We start from the raw sequence: 22,524 nt of genomic DNA on the forward strand, positions 1-22,524 counted from the left end.
ACTAAAATTGCCCCATACTCGCAAAGTAACAATTTTTTCCCGATTTAAGTGCCGGAAATCCAACTATTTCCTCCCGCGATGCGGATTTGGAAGGAATAATTGTACATTTTCCATCTATTGAGGTCGGTCGTAATGTCTGTCGTAGTACCGGTGGAGTAAAAGCCGCCGCTATGCAGACGACCCCAACAAAATAAACAGCAGGGACGATCTTTAGAACTAGCATCCCTGCTTCACTTTATAATAGAAGGAGAACCCGATGAGTGACCTCAAGGTATATCAATATCCGAAATGCAGCACCTGCCGCAGCGCAGTGAAATGGCTGAAGGAAGCAGGGCATGAGCTGGAGCTGCAGCATATCGCTGAGCAGCCGCCAACTGTGGAGGAGCTACGCGTGCTGGTGAAGCACAGCGGCCTGCCGCTGAAGAAGTTTTTTAATACAAGTGGTGAGGTGTACCGGGAGCTTGGCCTGAAGGACAAGCTTGCAGACTTAAGCGAAGACGAGCAGCTTGCGCTGCTGTCCGCACATGGGATGCTGATCAAGCGTCCGGTAGTTACTGACGGCAAGAAGGTTACCGTAGGCTACAAGGAAGACCAGTACGCCGAAGCTTGGAGCAACGCCTAAATGAAGGAATACAAGGAGAGGTTACACATGAGCACAGCAACAGAAATGAAGGGCCGGGTTATGATCGTCGATGGAATGGCTCTGCTGTTCCGCGCTTTTTATGCTACCTCTTATGGTGGATATATCCGCAAGACCCGCGCCGGGCTGCCGACGAATGCGGTGTATGGATTTTTGCAGTATTTTTTCGACGCGGTGAGTACGTTTGAGCCTTCACATGTCGTCTGCTGCTGGGATATGGGCAAGGGCACGTTCCGCTCGGAGAAGTATGAAGGGTATAAGTCTAATCGTATTGACGCGCCGCTGGAGCTGATCCCTCAGTTTGACCTCGTGAAGGAGGTTGTGGCGGAGCTGGGCGTGCCGAATATCGGTCTGGTTGGTTATGAGGCAGATGACTGCATCGGCACACTGGCTTCATGCTACAGCGGGGAGTCGGAGGTCTACATTCTTACGGGGGACCACGACATGCTGCAACTGGTGAATGACAGCGTCAAGGTCGTGATTATGAAAAAAGGCCGCTCCAACTATAAAGTGTACGATCCAGCGGAATTGCTGGAAGAACGGGGCCTCACTCCTGCGCAGGTGATCGACCTGAAGGGCTTCATGGGCGACACCAGCGATAATTATCCCGGAGTGAAGGGCATAGGCGAGAAGACGGCCACCAAGCTGCTGACGGAATACGGCACGGTGGAAGGGGTTATCGAGAACCTGCATCTGCTGCCCAAGGGCGTACGCGCCAAGATTGAAGCGGATCTCGACATGCTGCATCTCTCACGGGAGCTGGCGGAAATCCGCTGCGATGTGCCGATAGTATGCGAGCTGGCCGAATGTCTCTGGGAGCTGCAGCGGGATAACGCCGCACGCAAGTTCAATGAGCTGGAGTTCGGCAGCCTGATGCATCTGATCGGCGGAATTGCTGAGGAACGGGATGACCGGGGAATCGTGCAGATTGAGCTGGGGGATCTGGGCTGAAGCCGGAATAGACAGCAAACCAAACAAGACAGTAGATACTCACTATCGTGAGTGTGTACTGTCTTGTTTGCGTGTGAAGAGATAGACCGCATTGTCCTCAGAGGGCGGCACTAGCAGGCGGGATAATTCCTCATTCAGCTCCATGCTGAAATGCTTAGCCTTATCATATGCGTCGAAGTCACCGGTGATTGCCGGGTCTCTTGTGCCGATTACAATGTACAACTCTACAGAATCTGTATTAAAAACATGCTTCTCATACGGGTTGCCGGGCACCGGCCAGGAACAAAGTACAACCTTTGGAGCATATTTGCTCAAGGCGGCTTTGGCATCGGCTTTTTCCACAAAATCGGGGTAGGTGATATAATGCGCCCAGCTATAATCATCAGTTGCCCGGCAGGCTGTGCCGTTATCATTAAGGAATCTTGTCAAAGTACCGTCACCCGCTCCGATCTCCAGGCACGCCTTGTCTCCGATCAGAGCGGACAAACGCTTGATCAACGAACGGGAGTAGAAGCAATAGATTCCCTGTTTATTGACAAGCGGCATCAGCACTTTGGGTCGGATAATCAGCTTCCAGCATACCCGGAACAGAGGGAGCGATACAGGCTTGCGGACAAGCTTTTCCTTGAACAGGAGCTTCTGCAGGATATAACCATCCCAGAGATTGAACCGGACAGGCCCGGAGGCTGATTCGGCGGACACCGCGAGTTGCAGCTGTTCGATCAGATAAATGGCGAAGCGGGCTTTAATAATATTAGGAAGAAAAGCGTTAATGGTGGTTTGATTAAAGCCGCTTTTGACAATTTTGCTCTTCGCTATTTTGGCGCTGCTTGTATAGCTGGCGAGCAAATTTTGGATCAGGTTGGCCCGTTTGTGGCTCGACAGGGCATTGATCTCAAGCAGCACCTCGTCTTTGTACTCCGGATATTCTGACAAAAGGGTACGGGTATCGGTCTCATTCCTCAAAATTTGCTCAGCGGCAGCCTTACTGAAGGTTTGCGATTTGGCGTCCCGGCTCAAATGACAATACCCTCGCAGTGATCCACCTCATGCTGGATAACCTGCGCCGTAAATCCGGTAAAGCTATCCCGGTGCTTCTTGAAATTAGAGTCGAAGTATTCTACCTCAATGTAGTCGTATCGTTTCGCCGGGCGTACGCCTTCAAGCGACAGGCAGCCTTCCTCGGTGTCGTAAGGACGGGTGCGCTTGACGATCACCGGATTGATCATCGAAATCGTCAATTGCTGCTCCACGCGGATGGCTATGATGCGTTTGTTGACGCCAATCATGTCCGCAGCCATGCCGACGCACCGGTCGGAGTTGGCGTTCAGCGTCTCCACAAGATCCATTAACACGGGCAGATCCTTTTCCGTGGCAAGAGCAGATTTCTGGCTAAGCAGCGATATATCTTTACTGATAGGTCTGATCATTATACTCTCCAGTTGTGCTGTATTTGTGTGTCCATAATATCATTTTTGGCGGGGAAGTGAAATGTGGGAATGCGGGAGTTGCTGGTTAAGATAAAGATTGACGAACCGGAGGAAGCTTGATTATAATGTTAATATAAGTGTTAAATGATTAACAAATATATTAACTTAAAGAGGAGCGTTAACTTCCCATGGCAGAACGCATTGTACTGAACACCGACATCCGCAAAGGTAAGATTGACCGCAACATCTACGGACATTTCGCTGAGCATCTTGGACGCTGTATCTATGAAGGCATCTGGGTAGGCGAAGATTCCCCTATTCCGAACACCAAGGGTATCCGCAACGACGTAGTGGAAGCGCTTAAGGAAATGAAAATTCCGGTATTGCGCTGGCCGGGCGGTTGCTTCGCCGATGAGTACCACTGGAAGGACGGTATCGGCCCGAGCGAAGAGCGCAAGCGGATGATCAACACACACTGGGGCGGTGCGGTAGAGAATAACCATTTCGGTACGCATGAATTCATGCTCCTCTGCGAGATGCTGGGCTGCGAGCCGTACATCAACGGTAACGTAGGTAGCGGAACTGTTCAAGAGATGTCCGAGTGGGTTGAGTACCTGACCTTCAACGGAGTCTCACCAATGGCCGAGCTGCGTCAGAAGAACGGCCAGGAAGATGCCTGGAGCGTGAAATATTTTGGCGTGGGCAACGAGAACTGGGGCTGCGGTGGTAACATGCGTCCTGAATTCTACGCTGACCTGTACCGCCAATATCAGACATATGTGCGCAACTATGGAGACAACAAGATCCACCGGATCGCCTGCGGGGCGAATGCGGATGACTATAACTGGACGGAAGTATTGATGCGTGAAGCTACCCGCTTCATGGATTCGATCACCCTGCACTACTACACCCTGCCTACTTCGGACTGGAATCATAAGGGCGCGGCTACAGGCTTCGGAACAGACGAATACTTCACAACGTTGAAGAAGGCACTGTTCATGGATGAGCTGGTTACCCGCCATATCGCCATCATGGACAAATACGATCCTGAGAAAAGAGTGGGCCTGATCGTTGACGAATGGGGCACCTGGTACGATGTAGAGCCGGGTACCAACCCGGGCTTCCTGTACCAGCAGAACACGATCCGCGATGCGCTGGTGGCCGGCTTGACGCTGAATATTTTCCACAAGCACAGTGACCGTGTACGGATGGCGAACATTGCCCAGACCGTGAACGTGCTGCAGGCCGTTATTCTGACCGAAGGCGAGAAAATGCTCCTGACCCCAACCTACCATGTATTCAACATGTACAAGGTGCATCAGGATGCAGAATTGCTGGAGCTGACTGTGGACAGCCCGGTATACAGCTATGAGGGAGTAGAGATTCCTGAAGTATCGGCTTCCGCTTCTGTAACCGCAGAAGGCGTAATCCATGTCAGCCTGTGTAACCTGAATCATGCAGCATCGGCAACCCTGCCGCTGGAGCTGCGCGGATTGGCTGGACAAGCATCCGTAAGCGGAACGACGCTGGCCGGAGCTTCCATCGATGCCCACAATAGCTTTGAGCAGCCGGAAGCTGTAAAACCACAGGCATTCAGTGCCTTCAAGCTTGAAGGAGACACCCTTACTGTAGAACTGCCGCCAATGTCGGTAACCGTTCTGGAAATTACTCCGAAGGCGTAAGGAACGCAGGATGACGACCACTTCAACCTGCAAAGGCTGCCGGGAGGAGTACAAGGTCACGGAAGCGCAGATTGCCCGCATTCTGGCGTCCTCCATGTTCAATCCCGGCAATTCGGCTTCCGATGAGGTCTATGCCGAGCGGCTGGCGATCTGCGGGACCTGCCCGAAGCTGCAGGATGGCGTGACCTGTACCGCCTGCGGCTGTATCATTCCTGTCGTGGCCCGGCTGAAGGCCCGCAGCTGTCCGTTGCCGGGCGGCGGCAAGTGGCAGCCGGTGGCGGAATGACGGCCCACGCCTGATGCTTAACGGCAAGGGGCAGGCCCAAAAGATAGGCTAGAAGCCGCTCTTGCCATAAGAGATGCATCGATCACCAAAAGCCCCTCCAACCTGCACAATGCTGCGGTTGGAGGGGCTTTTGGTGCGTTGTGGTGGAGCGGGGGAAGGGAGATGAAAGTGTTAGAGGAGGCGAAGGTGGCGAAGTAAAAGGGATAAATCCCACTGATGCGGTGAGAAGTGGGCTGGATGAGGAAATGAGAGGGATAAATCCCATTGGTGCGGCGGAAAGAGGGCTGGATGAGGAAATGAGAGGGATAAATGCCACTGATGCGGCAGAAAGTGGACTGGATGAGGAAATGAGAAGGATAAATCCCATTGGTGCGGCGGAAAGAGGGCTGGTGGAGGAAATGAGAGGGATAAATCCCACTGATGCGGCAGAAAGTGGACTGGATGAGGAAATGAGAAGGATAAATCCCATTGTTGCGGCGGAAAGAGGGCTGGAGGAGGAAATGAGAGGGATAAATCCCACTGATGCGGCAGAAAGTGGACTGGATGAGGAAATGAGAGGGATAAATCCCTCTGGTGCGGCGGAAAGTAGGCTGGAGGAGGAAATGAGAGGGATAAATCCCCTTGGTGCGGTGGAAAGTGGGCTGGATGAGGAAATGAGAAGGATAAATCCCTCTGGTGCGGCGGAAAGTGGGCTGGAGGAGGAAATGAGAGAGATAAATCCCTCTGGTGCGGCGGAAAGTGGGCTGGTGGAGGAAATGAAAGGGATAAATCCCGTTGGTGGGGTGAGAGGCTGACGGGTTGGATGTTGGGAGGGCATTAGTGCCCCTGAATTTGCTGAAAGTGGGCGATGAGCGGAAATGAAGAGCATTAGTGCACCTGAATCGGCCAAAAGTGGGCGTGAAGCAGAACTGAGGGGTATTGGCTCCAAAAGTAGCTGAAATGAAAACTACCTAATTAGTCTAACTAATCAATCCCCCCTACCTACCTACCTACCTACCTACCTACCTACCTACCTACCTACCTACCTACCTACCTACCTACGCCATCTAAACACCCTAATCAGGCTTTCATAAAGAACCCGGCAAATCTGCCACACCATCCGTATAAAACAGCTCAAACACCAGATCCTCGTTGTAGTTACCGAAGCCTTTCCCGAACAGGGTGAGACCGCCGATGTGCTCGGCATCCTCCTCGACAGAGAGCCGGAAGGTCCATTGTTTGTTACGGATGCCTACCTGATCGAGGGTGACTTCCGACAGCTTTTGCCCGTCCATGAAGGTGCCCGACTGCGTAATCCGCAGCTGCTTGAGCAGGCCGTATTGATTGGTGAGTGCAGGCCACCAGGCCGGGGTGTATTTTCCCGGATTATCTCCGTAGTCACCGGGGCTGGTCCAGAAGCCAAGCGATTGTCCGTTCAGCGTGAAGGTAATATCCGACGGCCAGTTATTGTTAATCGACGGGGCTTCGGAGGCGATCTCCATCGTGATGGCAAGCTCCTCCGGCTGCTGGCTGGACAGCAGGAAATTCGGGATTTTATACTCGACGAACCCCTTGCCGAACCAAAGAATTCCGGCGTTCACCCGCTCCTGGTCCCAGAAGTAACGGGGATCGTCGAAGTGCCCGATGACCCTCTCCGTCGTAGACAGTCCGCAGGTAGGCTCGATCTGGAAGTCGGAATAATGCCCCACCGGGATGTCCTTGCGGTATCCTCTGCGCGGAGTCCGGGCTTGTCCCGGAAAAACAATCTCTGCCCCGTCGGCGGCCAGTGTACAAATCTTCTGCAGCCCGCTTTTACCGGGAGCCATGTGGCTGGTGATCAGCCCGGCGGCTTCCAGCTTTCGCACATGCATGGTCATAATCGCACTGCTGAGCTTGAGGGCTGCGGCCAGCTCCTTCACGTTCATGGGCTTATCGGACAGCAGCCGCAGCATGTGCAGACGCACGGTACTGGACAGGGCCTCGTACACGGGCAGGGATTGTTCGGTTAGATCAAGTTTCATCAGATGCCTCCACGTTCAAGTTATATAGTTAATAATTATATTACTCAAATAAAATTTCTACAAGCCATGATTGGCTGCAGGACAGCTTTTCCAATTTATATCACAGACACGCTGAGCCGGGTCCGCTATGATGTGAGATGAATTAGCGATGAAACAAGGTGCTCTTGCCGGATGCGGCAAGGGATAACAGGGAATCGGGTGCAACTCCCGAGCGGTCCCGCCACTGTATGGAAGAGCTGCACTTCATGAGGTCACTCGGGAAGCCCCGGGGAAGACGAAGCCTGCGGCGCCTGTATTCCAAGCCAGGAGACCTACCTTGTCGACGCACACCACGACTCTACGCGGATAGGAGCGGTGTACGGATAGGTTAATGAGAAGAGGCGTTCTGCCCTGATGGACCGGAGGAATCTTGGAGCTTAGCGAGGGCACCGGTTGATAGCTGCGGGATACAAGGATACGGACCATAGTGATGGGACGAAGTAAGCCCCTTGTTCTGCTTGGCTTCAGGCTGCGCACTCCATCGAATTTGCCTGCGTACATACACTCCCACCCTTTAGGGTGGGTTTTTTGGGCTTTATGATCTTAGATTGGGAAATCAACAAACATGGAGGGTGACAAATGAAAAAACACAGAGGGTGGAGCTTTGCGGCACTGGTTGCCGGATTTACGGTCTACTTTATGCTGAACGAACCGGGTACGGCCCGCGCGATGCACATTATGGAAGGATTCCTGCCGGTAGGCTGGGCGGTGTTCTGGTGGGCGGCGTTTATCCCGTTCTTTGTGCTGGGAATCTTCAAGCTGAGAGTCATGACCCGGGAGAACCCGGAGCTGAAGCTGCTGCTGGGTCTGGCCGGGGCGTTTACCTTCGTTCTGTCCGCGCTCAAAATGCCTTCCGTTACCGGAAGCAGCTCCCACCCAACCGGTACCGGACTGGGTGCGGTAATGCTGGGGCCGCTGCCCATGAGCGTAATCGGCTCGATTGTCCTGCTGTTTCAGGCGCTGCTGCTGGCGCACGGCGGGATCACTACGCTTGGGGCCAATGCGTTCTCGATGGCGGTGGCGGGTCCTTTTGCCGGATATGCCGTGTATAAGCTGATGATGAAGCTGCCGGACCGCGAGAAGCTGGCTTTGTTCTGTGCGGCAGCGGTAGCTGATCTGAGTACGTATGTAGTGACTTCCTTTCAACTGGCGGTGGCTTTTCCGGCGGCGGATGGCGGCGTTCTGGCTTCTTTTCTCAAATTCGGGGGAATCTTTGCCGTGACGCAAATCCCGCTGGCCATCAGTGAAGGGTTGTTGACGGTACTGCTGTGGAATTGGCTGAAATCGTATAGCCCGAATGAATTGTCGCTGCTGAAACGCAAGGTGAACGGAGGAAGAGCCTAATGAGCAATAAAATGAAAAACGGACTGATGCTGCTGGTTGTTATTCTGCTGGTTATTCTGCCGCTGCTGCTGGTCAACGGGGAATTCGGCGGGGCGGATGATGCGGCTGAAGGTGTAATTACCGAGATTAATCCTGATTATAAGCCGTGGTTCAAGCCGCTGACTGAGCTCCCGGGGGAGACGGAGAGTATGCTGTTTGCATTGCAGGCAGCGATTGGTGCCGGAGTGATCGGTTATACCCTGGGGCTGCTCAAGGGCAAGCAAGGCGGGACGAAGCAGCATAGCAGCAAGTGATCCGGCGGATTGACGTTCTCTCCTACAATAATGCGCTGCGCCAGTTGTCCCCTATGTGGAAAAGCTCGTTCGCAGCCCTGATGTTCCTGCTCTCTTACACCGTACATCCGGTACTGCAGGCTGCAATCACCCTATGGATGATGTCCTGGTGTGTATTGCAGGCCCGTATTCCCTTCCGTGCTTATGGCATGCTGTTCGGCACAGCGCTGCTGTTCTATGCGCTTAGCGTACCGGCACTGCTCGTGGAATTCGGGCATCCGGCAGCGGGTCAGGCTGGTATATTCCCGCTTCCGGGACTGAACCTTCCGGTATATGTTACAGCGGCGGGGCTTCAGCGGGCAGGGGGGCTGCTGGCCAGAATCTCTGCTTGCATGAGCTGTTTCTTTTTCCTGATGTTCACTACTCCGTTTAGTGAGCTTTTGCAGGTGCTGCGCAGGCTGCGGATGCCGCAGATTGTCCTGGAGCTGATGCTGATTATGTACCGCTTCCTGTTCCTGCTGAGTGATGCAGCGCATGGTCTGCTGCTGGCCCGCAGACTGCGCGGAGGCCGCCGTGGCTACAAGGCTAGACTGCGGGAGACTGCGGCCATGGCAGGAGCGTTGTTCGGCAACACGATGCACCGTTATTACGGATTATCGCAGGGGCTGCTGGCGCGCGGATTCACAGACGAGATTATTCTCCCGCCATATACAGCGCGTCCTGTGCCGCGGCGCTATTCAATCCAGGCTTATGCCGGTATTGCGCTGCTGCTGCTGGCTGAAGCGTACTTTATCTCTAATACATGAAAGGAGCCGGCCATGGATCAGGAATCTAGCTTGGCTTGTGACGGAGTGGCGTTCCATTACCCGGATACGAAGGAGCCTGCGCTGCATGAACTGACGTTCTCCATTCCAGCAGGCAGCAAGACGGCGGTGCTTGGGCATAACGGTTCAGGCAAATCGACGCTCTTCCTGCATGCCGTCGGCATTCTGCGCCCGCAGCAGGGTACGGTTGTGCAAGGAGGGAAGGCATTATCCTACTCCAAAAAAGAGCTGGCCGCTCTGCGGCGGAGAGTGGGCCTGGTCTTCCAGGACCCCGAGCAGCAGCTGATCCTCAGCACACCGCTGGAGGATGTGTCATTCGGGCTGCGCGGCAGCGGCATGGCTGAACCGGCTATTGCTGCGCGCTGCCGGGAAGTCATGGAACTGCTGAATCTGACCGATCTGGGCGATAAACCGATTCACCAGCTTAGCCTGGGCCAGAAGAAACGCACGGCACTCGCCGGTGTGCTGGCTATGGAGCCGGAGCTGATTCTGCTGGATGAGCCGACCTCGTATCTGGACCCGTTATCGGAAACACAGATGCTGAAGGGACTTGAAGCCATACATGATAAAGGGACAACCATAGTTATGGCTACGCATGATATGGACCTGGCCTACCGCTGGGCGGACTGGATTATTGTACTGGAGCATGGAAGATGCCGGGCGTCGGGGACGCCGGAGGAGATTTTTGCGGGACGGGAGGAGCTATTGTCCATCGGGCTGGGATTGCCGCTGCTGGCTGATTTATGGTTCAGCCTGCCAGCCAGCCTGACCGCAGGGCAGAGCGCTCCCCGCACCGCCGGCGAATTCAAAGTGAAGCTGCATAAGCTGCTTGCGCTTAAAATATAAAAATCTATAGGTTTCACATGATGAACGGGGGAAGAGGAATGAATAAACAAGGGAAACTGCTGATTATCGGCTTCGGCCCCGGAGCGCTGGAGCATATTACCGGCCGTGCACTGGCTGCGCTGGATGAGAGCGAGGCAGTCATCGGCTATACCACTTATGTAGATCTGATCCGGCCGCTGCTGCGGCACCAGGAGATTGTTGGTACGGGAATGACCGAGGAGGTCAGCCGGGCCCAGGAGGCCGTCCGCAGAGCAGAGGCGGGTCAGACCATTGCAGTAATCTCCAGCGGGGATGCCGGTGTCTATGGAATGGCAGGGCTGGTCTACGAGGTGTTGATCGAACGCGGCTGGAGCCGCTCCGAGGGAGTGCAGGTTGAGGTGGTTCCGGGAATATCGGCGATCCAGTCCTGCTCCTCACTGCTGGGGGCGCCGGTTATGCATGATTCCTGCACGATCAGCCTAAGTGACCATCTTACGCCCTGGGAGAGCATTGCTGCGCGTGTGGAGGCGGCGGGGGCAGCGGATTTCGTCATTGCGTTCTATAATCCGCGCAGCGGCAGACGGACGCGCCAGATTGAAGAAGCACGCAATATTCTGCTGCGTTACCGTGATCCGGCTACGCCGGTAGGCATTGTCAAGAGCGCCTACCGTGACCGCCAGCAGACAATCGTAACCACACTGCAGGATATGCTGGAGCATGAGATTGGCATGCTCTCAACCGTGGTGGTCGGCAACTCTGCTACCGTTGTCTATGAGGACCTGATGATTACGCCGCGCGGATATGAACGCAAGTACAGTCTTGGGGCACAGACGCAGACGCTGAAGCCGCACGAGCGGCTGCGTACAGCCGCAGAGCCGTGGTCGCTGGCTGCGGCGGAGTCCGGGCGGGCGGAAGAGGCGGCTGCGCAGAGCCTGGCTGCTGCTCCGCAGGTGGAGCGGCTGCGGAGCTTGTCCGATCGTCTGCCGGCATCCACCGGTTCTTCCTTCGAGCTGGAGATTGCTCCCGCAGCCGGCAGCCGCAGCTTCAGCGGTGAGCAGATGAAGCTGCTGGCTGAGCTTGCAGGCAGCGATGGGCAATTGATCTATACGAAGGACGGGTATTTCCTGCTGCGCGGCAGCCGGAGTGAAGAAGCAGAGGCAGGAGCAAGGCTGCTGGAGGCCGGACTGAATGTAAGTACGCCTGGAGATTACGTGAAGGTGAAGACCTGCGGATTCTGCGAGCTGCGCAGAAGCGGAGCGTTAAGTGCTGCTGTCCGGCTACACACCCTGCTGCATGGAATGGCTGTGCCCAGAGAGCTGCACATCAGCGTAGCCGGTTGCGGGATGGCTTGCAGCTCCGCTGTGCTGGATGACATCGGGCTGGTAATGTCGCGCGGCAGCTATGAGCTGTATCTCGGCGGCAAGAAGTCCGGGCGGGGCGCCCATGCAGGGATTTTGGTGCGTGAAGGGATGGACGAGGAGCAAGCGGTAGCCGCTGTAGCTGCGGCAGTTGAGGAATATAGGATAAATGGCCGGGAGCAGGAGCGGTATCATGCGTTCCGGGAACGGATGGACAGCGCAATCGGGAGTGTAGCCCATACATCCGGCAACAATAACAACATCGAAGGAGTGCAGACGATGAGAACGGTATTGCTGGTGGGACACGGGAGCCGGGTTCAAGCGGGAAATGAGGAGCTGCTGGAATTTACCCGCCTGCTCGCGGCCCGTAAGCCGGAGCTGAAGGTCGAGACTTGTTTCATCGAGCTGGCCTCACCTTCCATCGCTGGCGGCATTGCGAGATGTATCGAGGGCGGTGCGGCGGAGATATACGTTGTACCGATTATTTTGTTCGCGGCGGGGCATTCCAAGCTTGATATTCCAATGGCCATTGATGAGGCCAAGCAGAGATATCCCGGGGTGAAGTTCATCTACGGACGCCCGCTGGGGGTGCAGGACCGTGCCGTGGATATTCTGCTGGAGCGGATTCAGGAAGCAGAACGACTTCCATTGTCGCAGGAGAAGGCGGCTGGCGGAATGGACCTGGAGCTGCGCGGGAACGGTGTATCCAAGATAGAGGATAAGGACACCATCGTGCTGTTGATGGGGCGCGGGGGCAGTGACCCGGATGCTAACAGCGATTTGTATAAAATAAGCCGGATGCTCTGGGAGAAAACAGGCTACCGCAGCGTGGAAAGCTGCTTCATTGCCATCGCCAAGCCGTCGCTTCCGGATGGGCTTGAACGCTGCCTGGCGCTGGGTGCGCGGAGAATTATCGTTCTCCCGTACCTGCTGTTTACCGGAGTGCTAATGCAGCAGTTCGCTGAGAGAGTGGCGCAGTTTGCAGCTGAGCACCCCGGGCTTGAAGTGGAGATCGGCGGCACACTGGGCGCACATCCGCTGCTGGTGGATATGCTGACAGAGCGGATCGGGGAGACGCTGGAAGGCCGTGCCTTCAGCAACTGCGATAACTGCAAATACCGCGATGCAGCCTCTTTGCATCACCACCATCACCATCATGGTGAGGAGGGGCATGGGGAGCATGGACATGCGCATGGGCACCATGAGCATCACGAGCATGGGCATCATGGGCATGAACATCAAGTGTATGCAAATCACAGGCATGAGGAGCACGCGCATGTCCATCACTGTCACGGGGAACATGGGCATTGCGGGCATGGTAATCATGAGCATGCACATCACGAGCATGATGAACATGGGCACACGCATGAGCATAACTGTCATGAGCAGCATGAGCATGCACATTACGAGCGTGCGCATCATGGTCAGCATGGGCGGCATGGGCAGCATGATGTAACGGAGGCGGCAGCTCCGGCAGACGACCTGGCGCTTCGCCAGCCGCGATGATCTTCATGTTATGCGGCACCAGCGACGCACGGGAGCTGGCACAGAGCCTTACGCGCCAAGGCCTGCCGCTGCAGGCCAGCGTAGTGACGCCCAGCGGGGCAGAACGCCTTGCGGCCGCAGGCATCCGCACCCGTGTCGGCAGACTGGACCGTGCGGCGATGATCTCGTTGCTGCAAGCGGGCGGATACCGGGCCGTGGTGGACGGCAGCCATCCTTTTGCGCTGGAGGCTCATGCCAATGCGATGGAAGCTGCTGCTGCGCTGGGATTGCCTTACTTCCGCTATGAGCGGCAGAGTCTTATCTATAACAGCCATCCCCGGCTGTTGCTTGTGCATTCGTATGAGGAGGCTGCGCGCAAGGCTAAGGAGCTGAAGGGCTCAGTGATGCTGACTACCGGCGGCAAAACGTTGGAGATTTTCGCGGAGGAGCTGCTGGGAGATCCAGAGATCCGGCTGACCGTAAGGCTGCTGCCTTGTCTGGAGAATCTGGAGAAGTGCCAAGCCCTTGGGATTGAGCAGCGGAATATTATTGCGCTTCAGGGCCCTTTTAGCAGAGAGATGAATGAGGCCTTGTACCGGCAGTATGGCACCCGGGTGATGATTACCAAGGAGAGCGGAGCTGAGGGCTCGGTGGATGAAAAGCTGCATGCTGCGCTGGATATGGGGTTATATGTGATTCTGATTATGCGGCCGGGGCTGTCGTTTGGGGATGGCGGAACGGTGTTTGTTTCTTTTGATGAGATTACGGCTGCTGTGAAGCAGGCGCTGCTAATGACCAGGAAAGAGGGATGAATGTGGATTTCGGGACAGAATTCAAGCCGGTGACCGTACAGCCGCAGGAGATAGAGGGTCTAAGCTTTCAGATGATTACGGAGGAGCTGGGGGAGCATTCCTTCAGTAGCCTGGAGTATCCGATTGTGCAGCGGATTATTCATGCTTCGGCTGATTTTGAGCTGGGACGCAGTCTGGTGTTCCATCCCGGGGCGATTGAGGCGGGAATTAACGCCATTCTGGGGGGCAAGCCGATTGTGGCGGATGTGCGGATGGTGGAGGCGGGCATTGCCAAGGAACGGATTCAGCGGTACGGCGGCGAGGTCCGGGTACATATTTCAGATCCTGATGTGGTGGACGAGGCGAAGGCGCTGGGAAACACAAGGGCGATCATCGCAACGCGCAAGGCCTGCGCCCAGGCACCTGGGGGAATCTATGTCATTGGTAACGCGCCGACTGCCCTGCTTGAGCTAATCCGTCTGATAAAAGCAGGCGAAGCTCAGCCCGGTCTTGTTATCGGCATGCCCGTTGGCTTTGTCTCGGCGGCGGAATCCAAGGATGAGCTGCGCAAGCTGGATATTCCCTACATCACCAATATCGGCCGCAAAGGCGGCAGTACGATCGTGGTCGCCGCAGTGAATGCATTAAGTCTGCTGGCTGTCCGCCGGGCGGCGGGCGAGCCGGGTTAGCGAATCAGATAGCTCAAGCGTAGGACTGGTGCGTTGTCATACTCTGATAAGGTGTAAGTGTTCTATCTCAAATTATTTACTTCCTTAGTTCTAACAGTATGTTAGTTGAAATTTGTGGCTGGCGTTCTCGCCGATGACCGGGATAATGTGCTTAATTTAGGGATGGCGGTAGCGTGTGGACTCACTAATTGTATTCTGTGCAACAGAATTCGTGATTTTATAGTAGAAATCCGGTTCTGTTGTAGTTCATACACTTGATTTCTGAAAAAACGCTCCATAACACCTCCCTCATCAAATTCTAATGTACAAAATGCAGCAGACTCGCTTTTTTAGCGGATCTGGGGTTTAACTAATGTACAAAGTGCAATGAAGCCAGAGGAAATAGAAATATTTGTATAAAAATCTCCTGATTTGCTTAAAAGCAGCAGTATAATTAGGTTATATAGAGAGTAAGACAGGTTACCTGCCCAGGGCGAACGCTCAGAGGATAGGCTTCAGCAATGTGCAGATTGTTCAGATTGTGAGGATGTATTCTTAGACCATCAGCAAAGAGGGATTGCCATGACCAAGGAAATACCCGAACACACCGTCAGGCAGAACCGGAGCCAAGAAAGCGGGGAGGCAGGGGCGGGGCAGGAAGAGCAGGTAGAGCAAGCGCATGTACTCAGATTCGATCAGGCTGCTGAGCGGTTGGAGCCAGCAGGCGACCCCAAATCCGCAGCGGCAGCCGAGCGGCTGGAGCAAGTGGACGCTCCCGAATCCACAGAGGCAGCTGAGCGGCCGGAGCCAGCAAGCGGCCCCGGGATCGGGCAGATGGCTGTGCAGATGCAGCAGGCTACTGAACCCGGATTCGCTCAGGCACCTGAAGCGTTTGCACAAGCGCCCGGCCCCGGATCGCCCGATCCCGAATCCGCACAGGCAGCGCCTGTTCCCCCACTGCGCAGGGGCTACACGACAGGGGCCTGTGCCGCAGCGGCAGCCGCAGGTGCGGCAACCCTGCTCATTACAGGGGAGAGTCTGCCTGCGGTAGAGATCGATCTGCCGGCCGGGTTCCGTCATACCTTTGAGCTGACCGGCTGGCAGCGTACAGGATCACACTCGGCAAGCTGTGCCACGGTTAAGGATGCCGGAGACGACCCGGATGCGACACATCAGGCGCGGATCGAGGCGGCGGTGAGCTGGCGGGATCAGCCGGGTGTGGAGATTGACGGGGGCCGCGGTGTCGGCCGGGTAACAAAGCCGGGGCTGCCGGTTGGCGTGGGAGAGGCGGCGATTAATCCGGTGCCCCGGAGGATGATTCAGGAGGCGGTAACCGCCGTGCTGGACGAGCATGGTGCAGCGCGGGGGGTGAGGGTAGTCATCAGCGTGCCGGAAGGCGAGAACATTGCCAAGAAGACGCTGAATCCCCGGCTGGGTATTCTGGGCGGCATTTCGATCCTGGGCACGCGGGGCGTGGTGACTCCATTCTCCACTGAGGCCTATAAGGCGAGTGTGGTTCAGGCCATCTCGGTGGCGGCTGCGGCGGGGAACCGGCAGATTGTGCTCACCACAGGCGGCAGCAGCGAGAAATACGCCATCGCGATGTTCGCGGAGCTTCCGGAGGAAGCTTTTATCCAGATGGGGGAATATGTAGGCTTCTCGCTGGAGCATGCCAAGGCTTACGGGATTCGGAAGGTTACCTTCGTCGGAATGGCCGGCAAATTCTCCAAGGTGGCTCAAGGGGCCATGCTGATTCACTCCAAGAACGCGCCCGTCGATTTCGGGTTTCTGGCCTCCGTAGCAGGCCGTGCAGGAGCGTCCCCGGAGCAGGTGCAGGAGATTGCTGCCGCCAACACAGCCTCGCAGGTCGTGGATATGATGACTGAGGCGGGGAATCACATTTTTTTCGAGCAGCTGTGCAGGCATGCCTGTGAACAGAGTCTGGCGCATATGAACGGAGGCATGATTGTAGAAATGGTGCTTATTACAATGAAGGGCCGGGTGCTGGGAAGGGCGGAGATTCATGGATAACCTGATTTACGTGATCGGGATCGGTGAGGATGGCGCCGGCGGCCTGACACCGGATAGCTTAAGTATTGTGAACAACAGCGAGGTGCTGCTGGGCGGCGAGCGGCAATTGAATTTTTTCGGCAGGTATAGAGGGGATAAAATCGTGCTGCAAGGCGGGCTCAAGCCTTTTACAGACAAGCTGGAGGAGGTGTGGCGTAAGCGGCGGACGGTGGTGCTGGCCTCGGGGGACCCGTTCTTTTTTGGGATTGCCGGGTATCTCGTCCGCAGGTTCGGGCCGGAGCATGTGGAGGTGATCCCCCATTATAGCAGCGTGCAGCTTGCGTTTGCGCGGCTCGGGGACAGCTGGCAGGATGCGGAGCTGATCAGTCTGCACGGGCGTCCCATTCAGGGACTGGCCCAGCGGATCGACGGCAAGCACAAAATCGCCCTGCTGACAGACGAGAACAACACTCCTGCGGTTATTGCCTCTTATTTGCAGGAGTTCAGGATGACGGAATATGAGGCGTTTATCTGTGAGCGGCTTGGCGGAGCAGAGGAGGTCTGCCGGTTCTGGACGCTGGAGGAGATGGTGAGCAGGGAGTTCGCGCCGCTTAACGTCGTGATTCTGCGCCATAAGCAAGAGATTTCTGCTCCTGTGAGGCGCGGATTCGCTTATCCGGACGAGGCGTTCCGGCAGCGTAAGCCGGAGAAGGGCCTGATTACGAAGCGTGAGGTTCGCGCTCTGGTGCTGTCGGAGCTGAACCTGTCCGAGGATGCAGTCGTGTGGGATATCGGCTCCGGCTCGGGTGCGGTGGCTGCGGAATGCGCGCGGATCGCCAGGCTCGGGAAGGTCTACGCGCTGGAAAAAAGTGCCGAGAACCTGCCGAACATGGCAGCGAACCGTCTGAAGTTCCGGGCGGATTTCGAAATCATTCAAGAGAAGGCCCCGCAGGGCCTAGCTGCTCTGCCTGACCCGGATGCCGTCTTCATCGGCGGCAGCGGCGGGGAATTAGCGAACATTATTGCGCACAGCGCCGCCAGACTTCGCCCGGAGGGCCGGATTGTGGTTGGGGCAATTACGGTGGAGACACTGCATGGCAGCATGGAGGCGCTTAAGGCCGCAGGGCTGGCCTGCGAGGTCACGATGCTTCAGGCGTCCCGCGGCAAGCCGATTCTCGGCATGACCCGGTTCGACGGAATGAATCCCGTCTATGTGGTCAGCGGCCGGAGGCTTCATTAATCATCAGACAAAACGAAGGAGGAACCCGCAATGAAGACCGATGTAACTTCGCCGCGTGAGCAGGCTGCGGATGGATACGAAATATCGTCAGGAGAAGCGGCCGGGACGCTGTGGACAGAAGCAGCGATGCAGGCGGCCAGTGCATTGTTTGACCCGCTGGATAGTGAAGAGCTGGCGCTGGAGGAAAGACTGACTCCCCGGGCGATCGGGACGTTATACGGCGTAGGTGTCGGCCCCGGTGACCCTGAGCTGATCACGCTTAAGGCTTGCCGCCTGCTGCGGGAATGTCCGGTGATTGCCTACCCGGCTACCAAGAAAGGGGGCAAATCCTATGCCTATGAAATCATAGAGCTGCATGTAGACCCGCAGGACAAAATCATGCTCGGACTGGTCTTTCCGATGACGAAGGACCCGGAGCTGCTGGCTGGCGGCTGGACCCGCACGGTAGAGCTGTGCTGGGCAGAGCTGAGACAGGGGCGGGATGTGGCTTTTGTGACCGAAGGCGATCCTAATCTCTTCAGTACTTTCATACATCTGTCCCGGCTGATGCAGGAGCTGCATCCCGGTGTGCCGGTCGTCTCAGTTCCGGGAATTTCCTCCGTGCTGGGCGCAGCGGCGGCGCTGGAGCAGCCTCTGGCAGACGGCAATCAGCGGGTGGGGATCATCCCGGCAACGGACGACAGGGAGGCGCTTCGGGAAGCGCTGCTGCATCATGATACGGTGGTGTTCCTGAAGGTGGCTAAGGTGCTGGATCTGGTGCTGGATGTGCTGGAGGAGCTGGGCTTGTCCGGCCGTGCCTCGGTGGTGACCAAGGTAACCTCCCCCTATGAGACCGTCTGGCGCGATGCGCGGGACCTGCGGGGCAAGGAAGTGGAGTACCTCAGTCTGATGGTGGTGAGCAAATGACGGAGCAGAGGTTAGAGTCGAAGGTATATATCGTCGGAGCCGGACCGGGCGACCCGGAGCTGATTACGGTAAAAGGCAGCCGGATTCTGCGCTCGGCAGATCTGGTGCTGTATGCAGATTCGCTGGTCAGCGAGGAGCTGATCCGCAGCGCCAAGCCCGGTGCGCAGGTGCTTCAGAGCTCGGGCATGGATCTGGAGCAGCAGGTGGAGCTGATGACGCTTGCCGTGCAGTCCGGTAAAAGCGTAGCCCGCGTCCACACCGGCGACCCCGCCATGTACGGCGCAATTCTGGAGCAGATGTCGCTGCTGAAGCTCTGCGGCGTCACTTGCGAGATTGTGCCGGGCGTCAGCTCGGTTTTTGCCGCTGCGGCGGCGGTTGGCGCAGAGCTGACCGTGCCGGAGCTGACGCAGACGGTCATCCTGACCCGTGCGGAAGGGCGCACGCCTGTCCCGGAACGCGAGCAGCTGCGCAAGCTGGCGGAGCATCACTGCACGGTGGCGCTGTTTCTAAGTGCATCACTGGCCGGCCATGTGAGCAGTGAATTCCTGGCCGCAGGCTGGAGCCCAGAGACCCCGGTGGCGGTCGTGAAGCGGGCTACTTGGCCGGATCAGCAGATTCTGCGGACAACGGTTGAGAAGCTGGAGGCGGACCTGCAGGCTGCCGGCATTACGATGCATGCCATGATCCTGGCCGGCTGGGCGCTGGACCCCGGGCTGACGGACCGCGATCAGCACCGCTCCAAGCTGTACGACAAGACTTTTACCCACGGCTGCCGGGAAGGAATTGGCTCCGGTGAGTAAGCGGTACGCGGCTGTTGCCATTACGCGCAGCGGGATAGAGTTGGCAGTGAAGCTTGGTGCGCAGCTTGGCGGGACTGAGGTCTTTGTCTATGCCAAGTATAACGGCGGGCTGGAGACGCGGAGCGGAGAGATCACTGTTTTTGACGGACCAGTCAGAGGGTTGCTTCCTAAGCTCTTCGGGAGCTATGAGGCGGTCATTCTGTTCTTCTCGCTGGGGGCGGCTGTCCGGCTGAGCGCTCCGCTGCTGCGGGATAAAAGAACCGATCCTGCCGTCATCGTCATCGATGAGCGCGGGGAGCATGTCATCAGCATGCTCTCCGGCCATCTCGGCGGAGCGAACAGGCTGACACTGGAGATTGCAGGGCTGCTGGGCAGTCATCCGGTGATCACCACAGCTTCGGATGTACAGGGCACCTTCGCTGTTGACCTGCTGGGCCGGGAATACGGCTGGCACGCTGACAGCTTCACCCCCATGAAGGGGGTTAGTGCTGCGCTCGTTAACGGGGAGCCGGTGGCTTTCGTACAGGAGAGCGGGGAACATGACTGGCTGCCGCCGGGTGCTGAGGTGCCGGAGCATGTCTCTATGTTCGCAAGCAGGGCTGAGCTTCGGCATAGCGGACGCAGCTTCAGTGCCGCGATTGTGGTAAGTGACCGGTTGGCAGAGGAACCGGGGGAGGACGCACCGGCAGATACTGCTCTGGCCGAATACACTGTAGTGTATCGTCCGCGCAGTTTGGTGCTCGGACTCGGCTGCAACCGCGGGACGTCTGCGGAAGAGCTGGAGGCCGTGGTCCTGCACACTCTGAATGAGCTTCATTTGTCGCTCCAAAGTGTGCGGAATGTGGCGACGGCCGGGATCAAGGGGGATGAAGCCGGGCTGCTGGCCTTGTGCGCCAAATACAGCTGGGAGCTGGTTCTGTACACCCCGGAGCAGCTAAATACAGTTGAACTGGAGCATCCGTCTGAGGTAGTATTCAGGGCAACGGGGGCTTACGGTGTCTGTGAACCTGCTGCGCTGCTGTCTTCAGGTGCGCATTCGCTCCTGCTGCCTAAGCACAAGAGCGGCAATGTGACCATCGCCGTAGCCCGAATCGTCTATCCCGGAGAGAAGGAGGGAAGCAGCAGTGAATGAGCCGAGGAAAGCAGCAGGATATGAGCAAGAGCCTGGATCAGCCCCCTGGGAGCCGCAGGCGCGACCCCGCCTGGTCATCGCAGGCACAGGCAGCGGCTCGGGCAAAACAACGGTCACGCTGGGGCTGATGCGCGCTTTTGCCCGGCGGGGCCTCAACGTCCAGGGCTTCAAATGCGGCCCTGACTACATCGATCCCGCCTATCACACTGCGGTCACAGGCCGTCCCTCACGAAATCTGGACTCCTGGATGACTTCAAGCGATTATCTGCGGGAGTATTTTCTGCATGCTTCGGCAGAGGCCGACTTGTCCGTCATTGAGGGTGTCATGGGGCTGTATGACGGCAAGGAGGATACGGCACTGACCGGATCAACGGCGGAAATCGCCATCCTGACCGCCAGCCCTGTACTCCTGGTGGTCGATGTCCGCAGCATGGGCCGCAGTGCGGCGGCGATTGTGCTGGGCTTCCGGCAACTGGAGCCGCAGGTGCGGATTGCCGCCGTTCTGGTGAACCGCTGCGGCAGCGAGGGTCACTACCGGTTAGTTAAGGCGGCCATTGAAGCAGCCTGCGGGATTCCCGTGATCGGCTGGCTCCCCCGCGACAGCGGGCTGGACATCCCGGAGCGGCATCTGGGCCTGCTGCCCGCTGTGGAACGCGGGGAGCTTGCGCCCTTGTTCGACCGTGCCGCCGACATGCTGGAGCAAGGCACGGATCTGGAGCGGCTGCTGGAGCTTGCTGCGGCTGCTCCTGCTGCTCCGGCTCTGAGGGCGCACCCTGTGGCGGCGGAGCAAGAAGCTTTGCCTGCCTGCGTGCAGACGCCGGACCAGCAAGTCCGCCCACTTACATATGAGGCTGACCAGTGTAAATCTGCTGTGCAGATCATACATAAGACACAGGCAGGCCCGGCGGAGCCAAGTCCGGTCATTGCCGTAGCCCGGGACGCGGCGTTCAACTTCTACTACGCCGATAATTTGGAGCTGCTCGCACGTGAAGGTGCTAAGCTGGTGTACTTCAGCCCGCTTAGCGGTGAAGGTATTCCGCCGGAAGCCGACGGCATCTATATCGGCGGCGGCTTCCCGGAAGAATTCGCGGCGGGGATTGCCGCGAACCAGCTGTTCCTCGGCGGACTGAGGTCTGCCGCAGCCGCCGGAATGCCGCTGTATGCGGAGTGCGGCGGCTACATGGTGCTAGCCCGTAGTCTGACTGACCGCAACGGCACGGTGCATGAGATGGCCGGAATCGTTCCGGCCCACACCGTGATGCAGGAACGCCGGGCAGCGCTCGGCTATCGTGAAGTTACGGCACTTCACGATTGTCTGCTGTTGAAGCAGGGCGAACGCCTGCGCGGCCATGAATTCCATTACTCCGTCATGAGCTATCCTGACAGGGAAGCCCGGACCTATGCCTATGAGAGTAAGGGCAGAGGGGGGAGCCAGCCGGAAGGCTACATCAGCGGCAGCATTATGGCTGCTTATGCGCATATTCACTTGGCCTCCCATCTCCCGGCAGCAGCCAGGCTTGTGGCAGCATGCCGGACCTATCGTGGCCGCAAACAAGCTGTGCAGCAGTATGATTCCGATTCCTGCAACCAACAGGTGGAATAACGTATCTTAATTTATGGATTTACATGGGATGTCCGGCAACAAGCGGAGAAACAGCATCTGTTCATATCACCTTTGGCTATTGTAGCTAAAATGGACGAAATGAAGTGTTGTTTTTCCAACTACTGTTCCAGCATAGGCCATTCGTTCATTAGCAAGTGTAGAAAATCCAACTATACCCCGTTCCCGTTCAATCCACCCAAAGACTCATCAGCAAATCACTTCTGGCTACTATATGTCA

Annotated in this window: 21 protein-coding genes and 1 riboswitch; of the genes, 18 read left to right on the top strand and 3 right to left on the bottom strand. The window is 56.9% G+C overall.

Features of this window, described 5'->3' with window-relative positions; genetic code table 11:
- The first annotated feature begins 256 nt into the window (after nucleotides 1-256).
- Together NSS83_RS28840 and NSS83_RS28845 are read left to right on the top strand one after the other, a co-directional pair.
- Nucleotides 257-622 carry an arsenate reductase family protein gene (locus NSS83_RS28840; RefSeq protein WP_036722484.1) on the top strand — a complete coding sequence of 122 codons (366 nt, stop codon included), beginning with the start codon at nucleotides 257-259 and terminating at the stop codon, nucleotides 620-622.
- 27 nt (nucleotides 623-649) lie between these two features.
- Nucleotides 650-1,591, top strand: coding sequence for a 5'-3' exonuclease H3TH domain-containing protein (locus NSS83_RS28845; RefSeq protein WP_341187775.1), 942 nt, complete (start codon nucleotides 650-652; stop codon nucleotides 1,589-1,591).
- 42 nt (nucleotides 1,592-1,633) lie between these two features.
- Here the strand turns inward: NSS83_RS28845 and NSS83_RS28850 are convergent, their stop codons facing one another.
- The gene (locus NSS83_RS28850) at nucleotides 1,634-2,611 is read right to left on the bottom strand and encodes a hypothetical protein (protein WP_341346989.1); all 978 of its coding nucleotides are present in this window, start codon (nucleotides 2,609-2,611) and stop codon (nucleotides 1,634-1,636) included.
- Nucleotides 2,608-3,021 carry a peptide deformylase gene (locus tag NSS83_RS28855; RefSeq protein ID WP_341187777.1) on the bottom strand — a complete coding sequence of 138 codons (414 nt, stop codon included), beginning with the start codon at nucleotides 3,019-3,021 and terminating at the stop codon, nucleotides 2,608-2,610. The genes NSS83_RS28850 and NSS83_RS28855 overlap by 4 nt, the downstream gene beginning before the upstream one ends.
- 188 nt (nucleotides 3,022-3,209) lie before the next feature.
- Between NSS83_RS28855 and NSS83_RS28860 the strand changes: the two genes are divergently transcribed.
- The 3 genes from NSS83_RS28860 to NSS83_RS28870 all read left to right on the top strand — a co-directional run bounded on the left by NSS83_RS28860 (nucleotide 3,210) and on the right by NSS83_RS28870 (nucleotide 5,783).
- The gene (locus NSS83_RS28860) at nucleotides 3,210-4,703 is read left to right on the top strand and encodes an alpha-N-arabinofuranosidase (RefSeq protein ID WP_341187778.1); all 1,494 of its coding nucleotides are present in this window, start codon (nucleotides 3,210-3,212) and stop codon (nucleotides 4,701-4,703) included.
- 10 nt (nucleotides 4,704-4,713) lie between these two features.
- Nucleotides 4,714-4,989: a DUF6171 family protein gene (locus tag NSS83_RS28865; RefSeq protein ID WP_340022260.1), complete on the top strand. Its 276-nt coding sequence runs from the start codon at nucleotides 4,714-4,716 to the stop codon at nucleotides 4,987-4,989.
- A gap of 140 nt (nucleotides 4,990-5,129) precedes the next feature.
- A complete protein-coding gene (locus NSS83_RS28870) occupies nucleotides 5,130-5,783 on the top strand; it encodes a hypothetical protein (protein WP_341346990.1) in 654 nt (217 codons plus the stop codon).
- Between the two features lie 273 nt (nucleotides 5,784-6,056).
- On the opposite strand, the gene NSS83_RS28875 is transcribed toward NSS83_RS28870, so the two are convergent.
- Nucleotides 6,057-6,989 carry an ArsR family transcriptional regulator gene (locus tag NSS83_RS28875; RefSeq protein ID WP_341187780.1) on the bottom strand — a complete coding sequence of 311 codons (933 nt, stop codon included), beginning with the start codon at nucleotides 6,987-6,989 and terminating at the stop codon, nucleotides 6,057-6,059.
- A gap of 139 nt (nucleotides 6,990-7,128) precedes the next feature.
- Nucleotides 7,129-7,323: riboswitch (cobalamin riboswitch) on the top strand.
- A 284-nt stretch (nucleotides 7,324-7,607) separates the two neighbouring features.
- Between NSS83_RS28875 and NSS83_RS28880 the strand changes: the two genes are divergently transcribed.
- The 13 genes from NSS83_RS28880 to NSS83_RS28940 all read left to right on the top strand — a co-directional run bounded on the left by NSS83_RS28880 (nucleotide 7,608) and on the right by NSS83_RS28940 (nucleotide 22,286).
- Nucleotides 7,608-8,372 (top strand): energy-coupling factor ABC transporter permease, encoded by a 765-nt coding sequence (locus NSS83_RS28880; protein WP_341187781.1) that lies wholly within the window; start codon nucleotides 7,608-7,610, stop codon nucleotides 8,370-8,372.
- Nucleotides 8,372-8,665: an energy-coupling factor ABC transporter substrate-binding protein gene (locus NSS83_RS28885; RefSeq protein WP_341187782.1), complete on the top strand. Its 294-nt coding sequence runs from the start codon at nucleotides 8,372-8,374 to the stop codon at nucleotides 8,663-8,665. The genes NSS83_RS28880 and NSS83_RS28885 overlap by 1 nt, the downstream gene beginning before the upstream one ends.
- Entirely contained in the window at nucleotides 8,662-9,450 is a 789-nt protein-coding gene (gene cbiQ / locus NSS83_RS28890) for a cobalt ECF transporter T component CbiQ (RefSeq protein ID WP_341187783.1), read from the top strand. The genes NSS83_RS28885 and cbiQ overlap by 4 nt, the downstream gene beginning before the upstream one ends.
- A 12-nt stretch (nucleotides 9,451-9,462) precedes the next feature.
- Nucleotides 9,463-10,314 (top strand): ABC transporter ATP-binding protein, encoded by an 852-nt coding sequence (locus tag NSS83_RS28895; protein WP_341187784.1) that lies wholly within the window; start codon nucleotides 9,463-9,465, stop codon nucleotides 10,312-10,314.
- Between the two features lie 38 nt (nucleotides 10,315-10,352).
- A complete protein-coding gene (gene cobJ, locus NSS83_RS28900; RefSeq protein WP_341187785.1) occupies nucleotides 10,353-13,157 on the top strand; it encodes a precorrin-3B C(17)-methyltransferase in 2,805 nt (934 codons plus the stop codon).
- Nucleotides 13,154-13,948, top strand: a complete 795-nt coding sequence (cobK, locus tag NSS83_RS28905) for a precorrin-6A reductase (RefSeq protein ID WP_341187786.1) — start codon at nucleotides 13,154-13,156, stop codon at nucleotides 13,946-13,948. Before cobJ ends, cobK begins: the two co-directional genes overlap by 4 nt.
- A gap of 2 nt (nucleotides 13,949-13,950) precedes the next feature.
- A complete protein-coding gene (locus tag NSS83_RS28910) occupies nucleotides 13,951-14,616 on the top strand; it encodes a precorrin-8X methylmutase (RefSeq protein WP_341346991.1) in 666 nt (221 codons plus the stop codon).
- A 936-nt stretch (nucleotides 14,617-15,552) separates the two neighbouring features.
- Nucleotides 15,553-16,626, top strand: coding sequence for a cobalt-precorrin-5B (C(1))-methyltransferase (locus NSS83_RS28915; protein WP_341188118.1), 1,074 nt, complete (start codon nucleotides 15,553-15,555; stop codon nucleotides 16,624-16,626).
- Nucleotides 16,619-17,845 (top strand): precorrin-6y C5,15-methyltransferase (decarboxylating) subunit CbiE, encoded by a 1,227-nt coding sequence (gene cbiE / locus NSS83_RS28920; RefSeq protein WP_341187787.1) that lies wholly within the window; start codon nucleotides 16,619-16,621, stop codon nucleotides 17,843-17,845. The genes NSS83_RS28915 and cbiE overlap by 8 nt, the downstream gene beginning before the upstream one ends.
- Before the next feature lie 30 nt (nucleotides 17,846-17,875).
- Nucleotides 17,876-18,751: a precorrin-2 C(20)-methyltransferase gene (gene cobI / locus NSS83_RS28925; protein WP_341346992.1), complete on the top strand. Its 876-nt coding sequence runs from the start codon at nucleotides 17,876-17,878 to the stop codon at nucleotides 18,749-18,751.
- Entirely contained in the window at nucleotides 18,748-19,551 is an 804-nt protein-coding gene (gene cobM / locus NSS83_RS28930; RefSeq protein ID WP_341346993.1) for a precorrin-4 C(11)-methyltransferase, read from the top strand. Before cobI ends, cobM begins: the two co-directional genes overlap by 4 nt.
- Nucleotides 19,544-20,683, top strand: a complete 1,140-nt coding sequence (locus NSS83_RS28935; RefSeq protein WP_341346994.1) for a cobalamin biosynthesis protein — start codon at nucleotides 19,544-19,546, stop codon at nucleotides 20,681-20,683. Before cobM ends, NSS83_RS28935 begins: the two co-directional genes overlap by 8 nt.
- A gap of 70 nt (nucleotides 20,684-20,753) precedes the next feature.
- Entirely contained in the window at nucleotides 20,754-22,286 is a 1,533-nt protein-coding gene (locus NSS83_RS28940; RefSeq protein WP_341188119.1) for a cobyrinate a,c-diamide synthase, read from the top strand.
- Nucleotides 22,287-22,524 lie beyond the last annotated feature (238 nt).

This window comes from Paenibacillus sp. FSL H3-0469, from assembly GCF_038051945.1.
Classification (GTDB): Bacteria; Bacillota; Bacilli; order Paenibacillales; family Paenibacillaceae; genus Paenibacillus_AQ.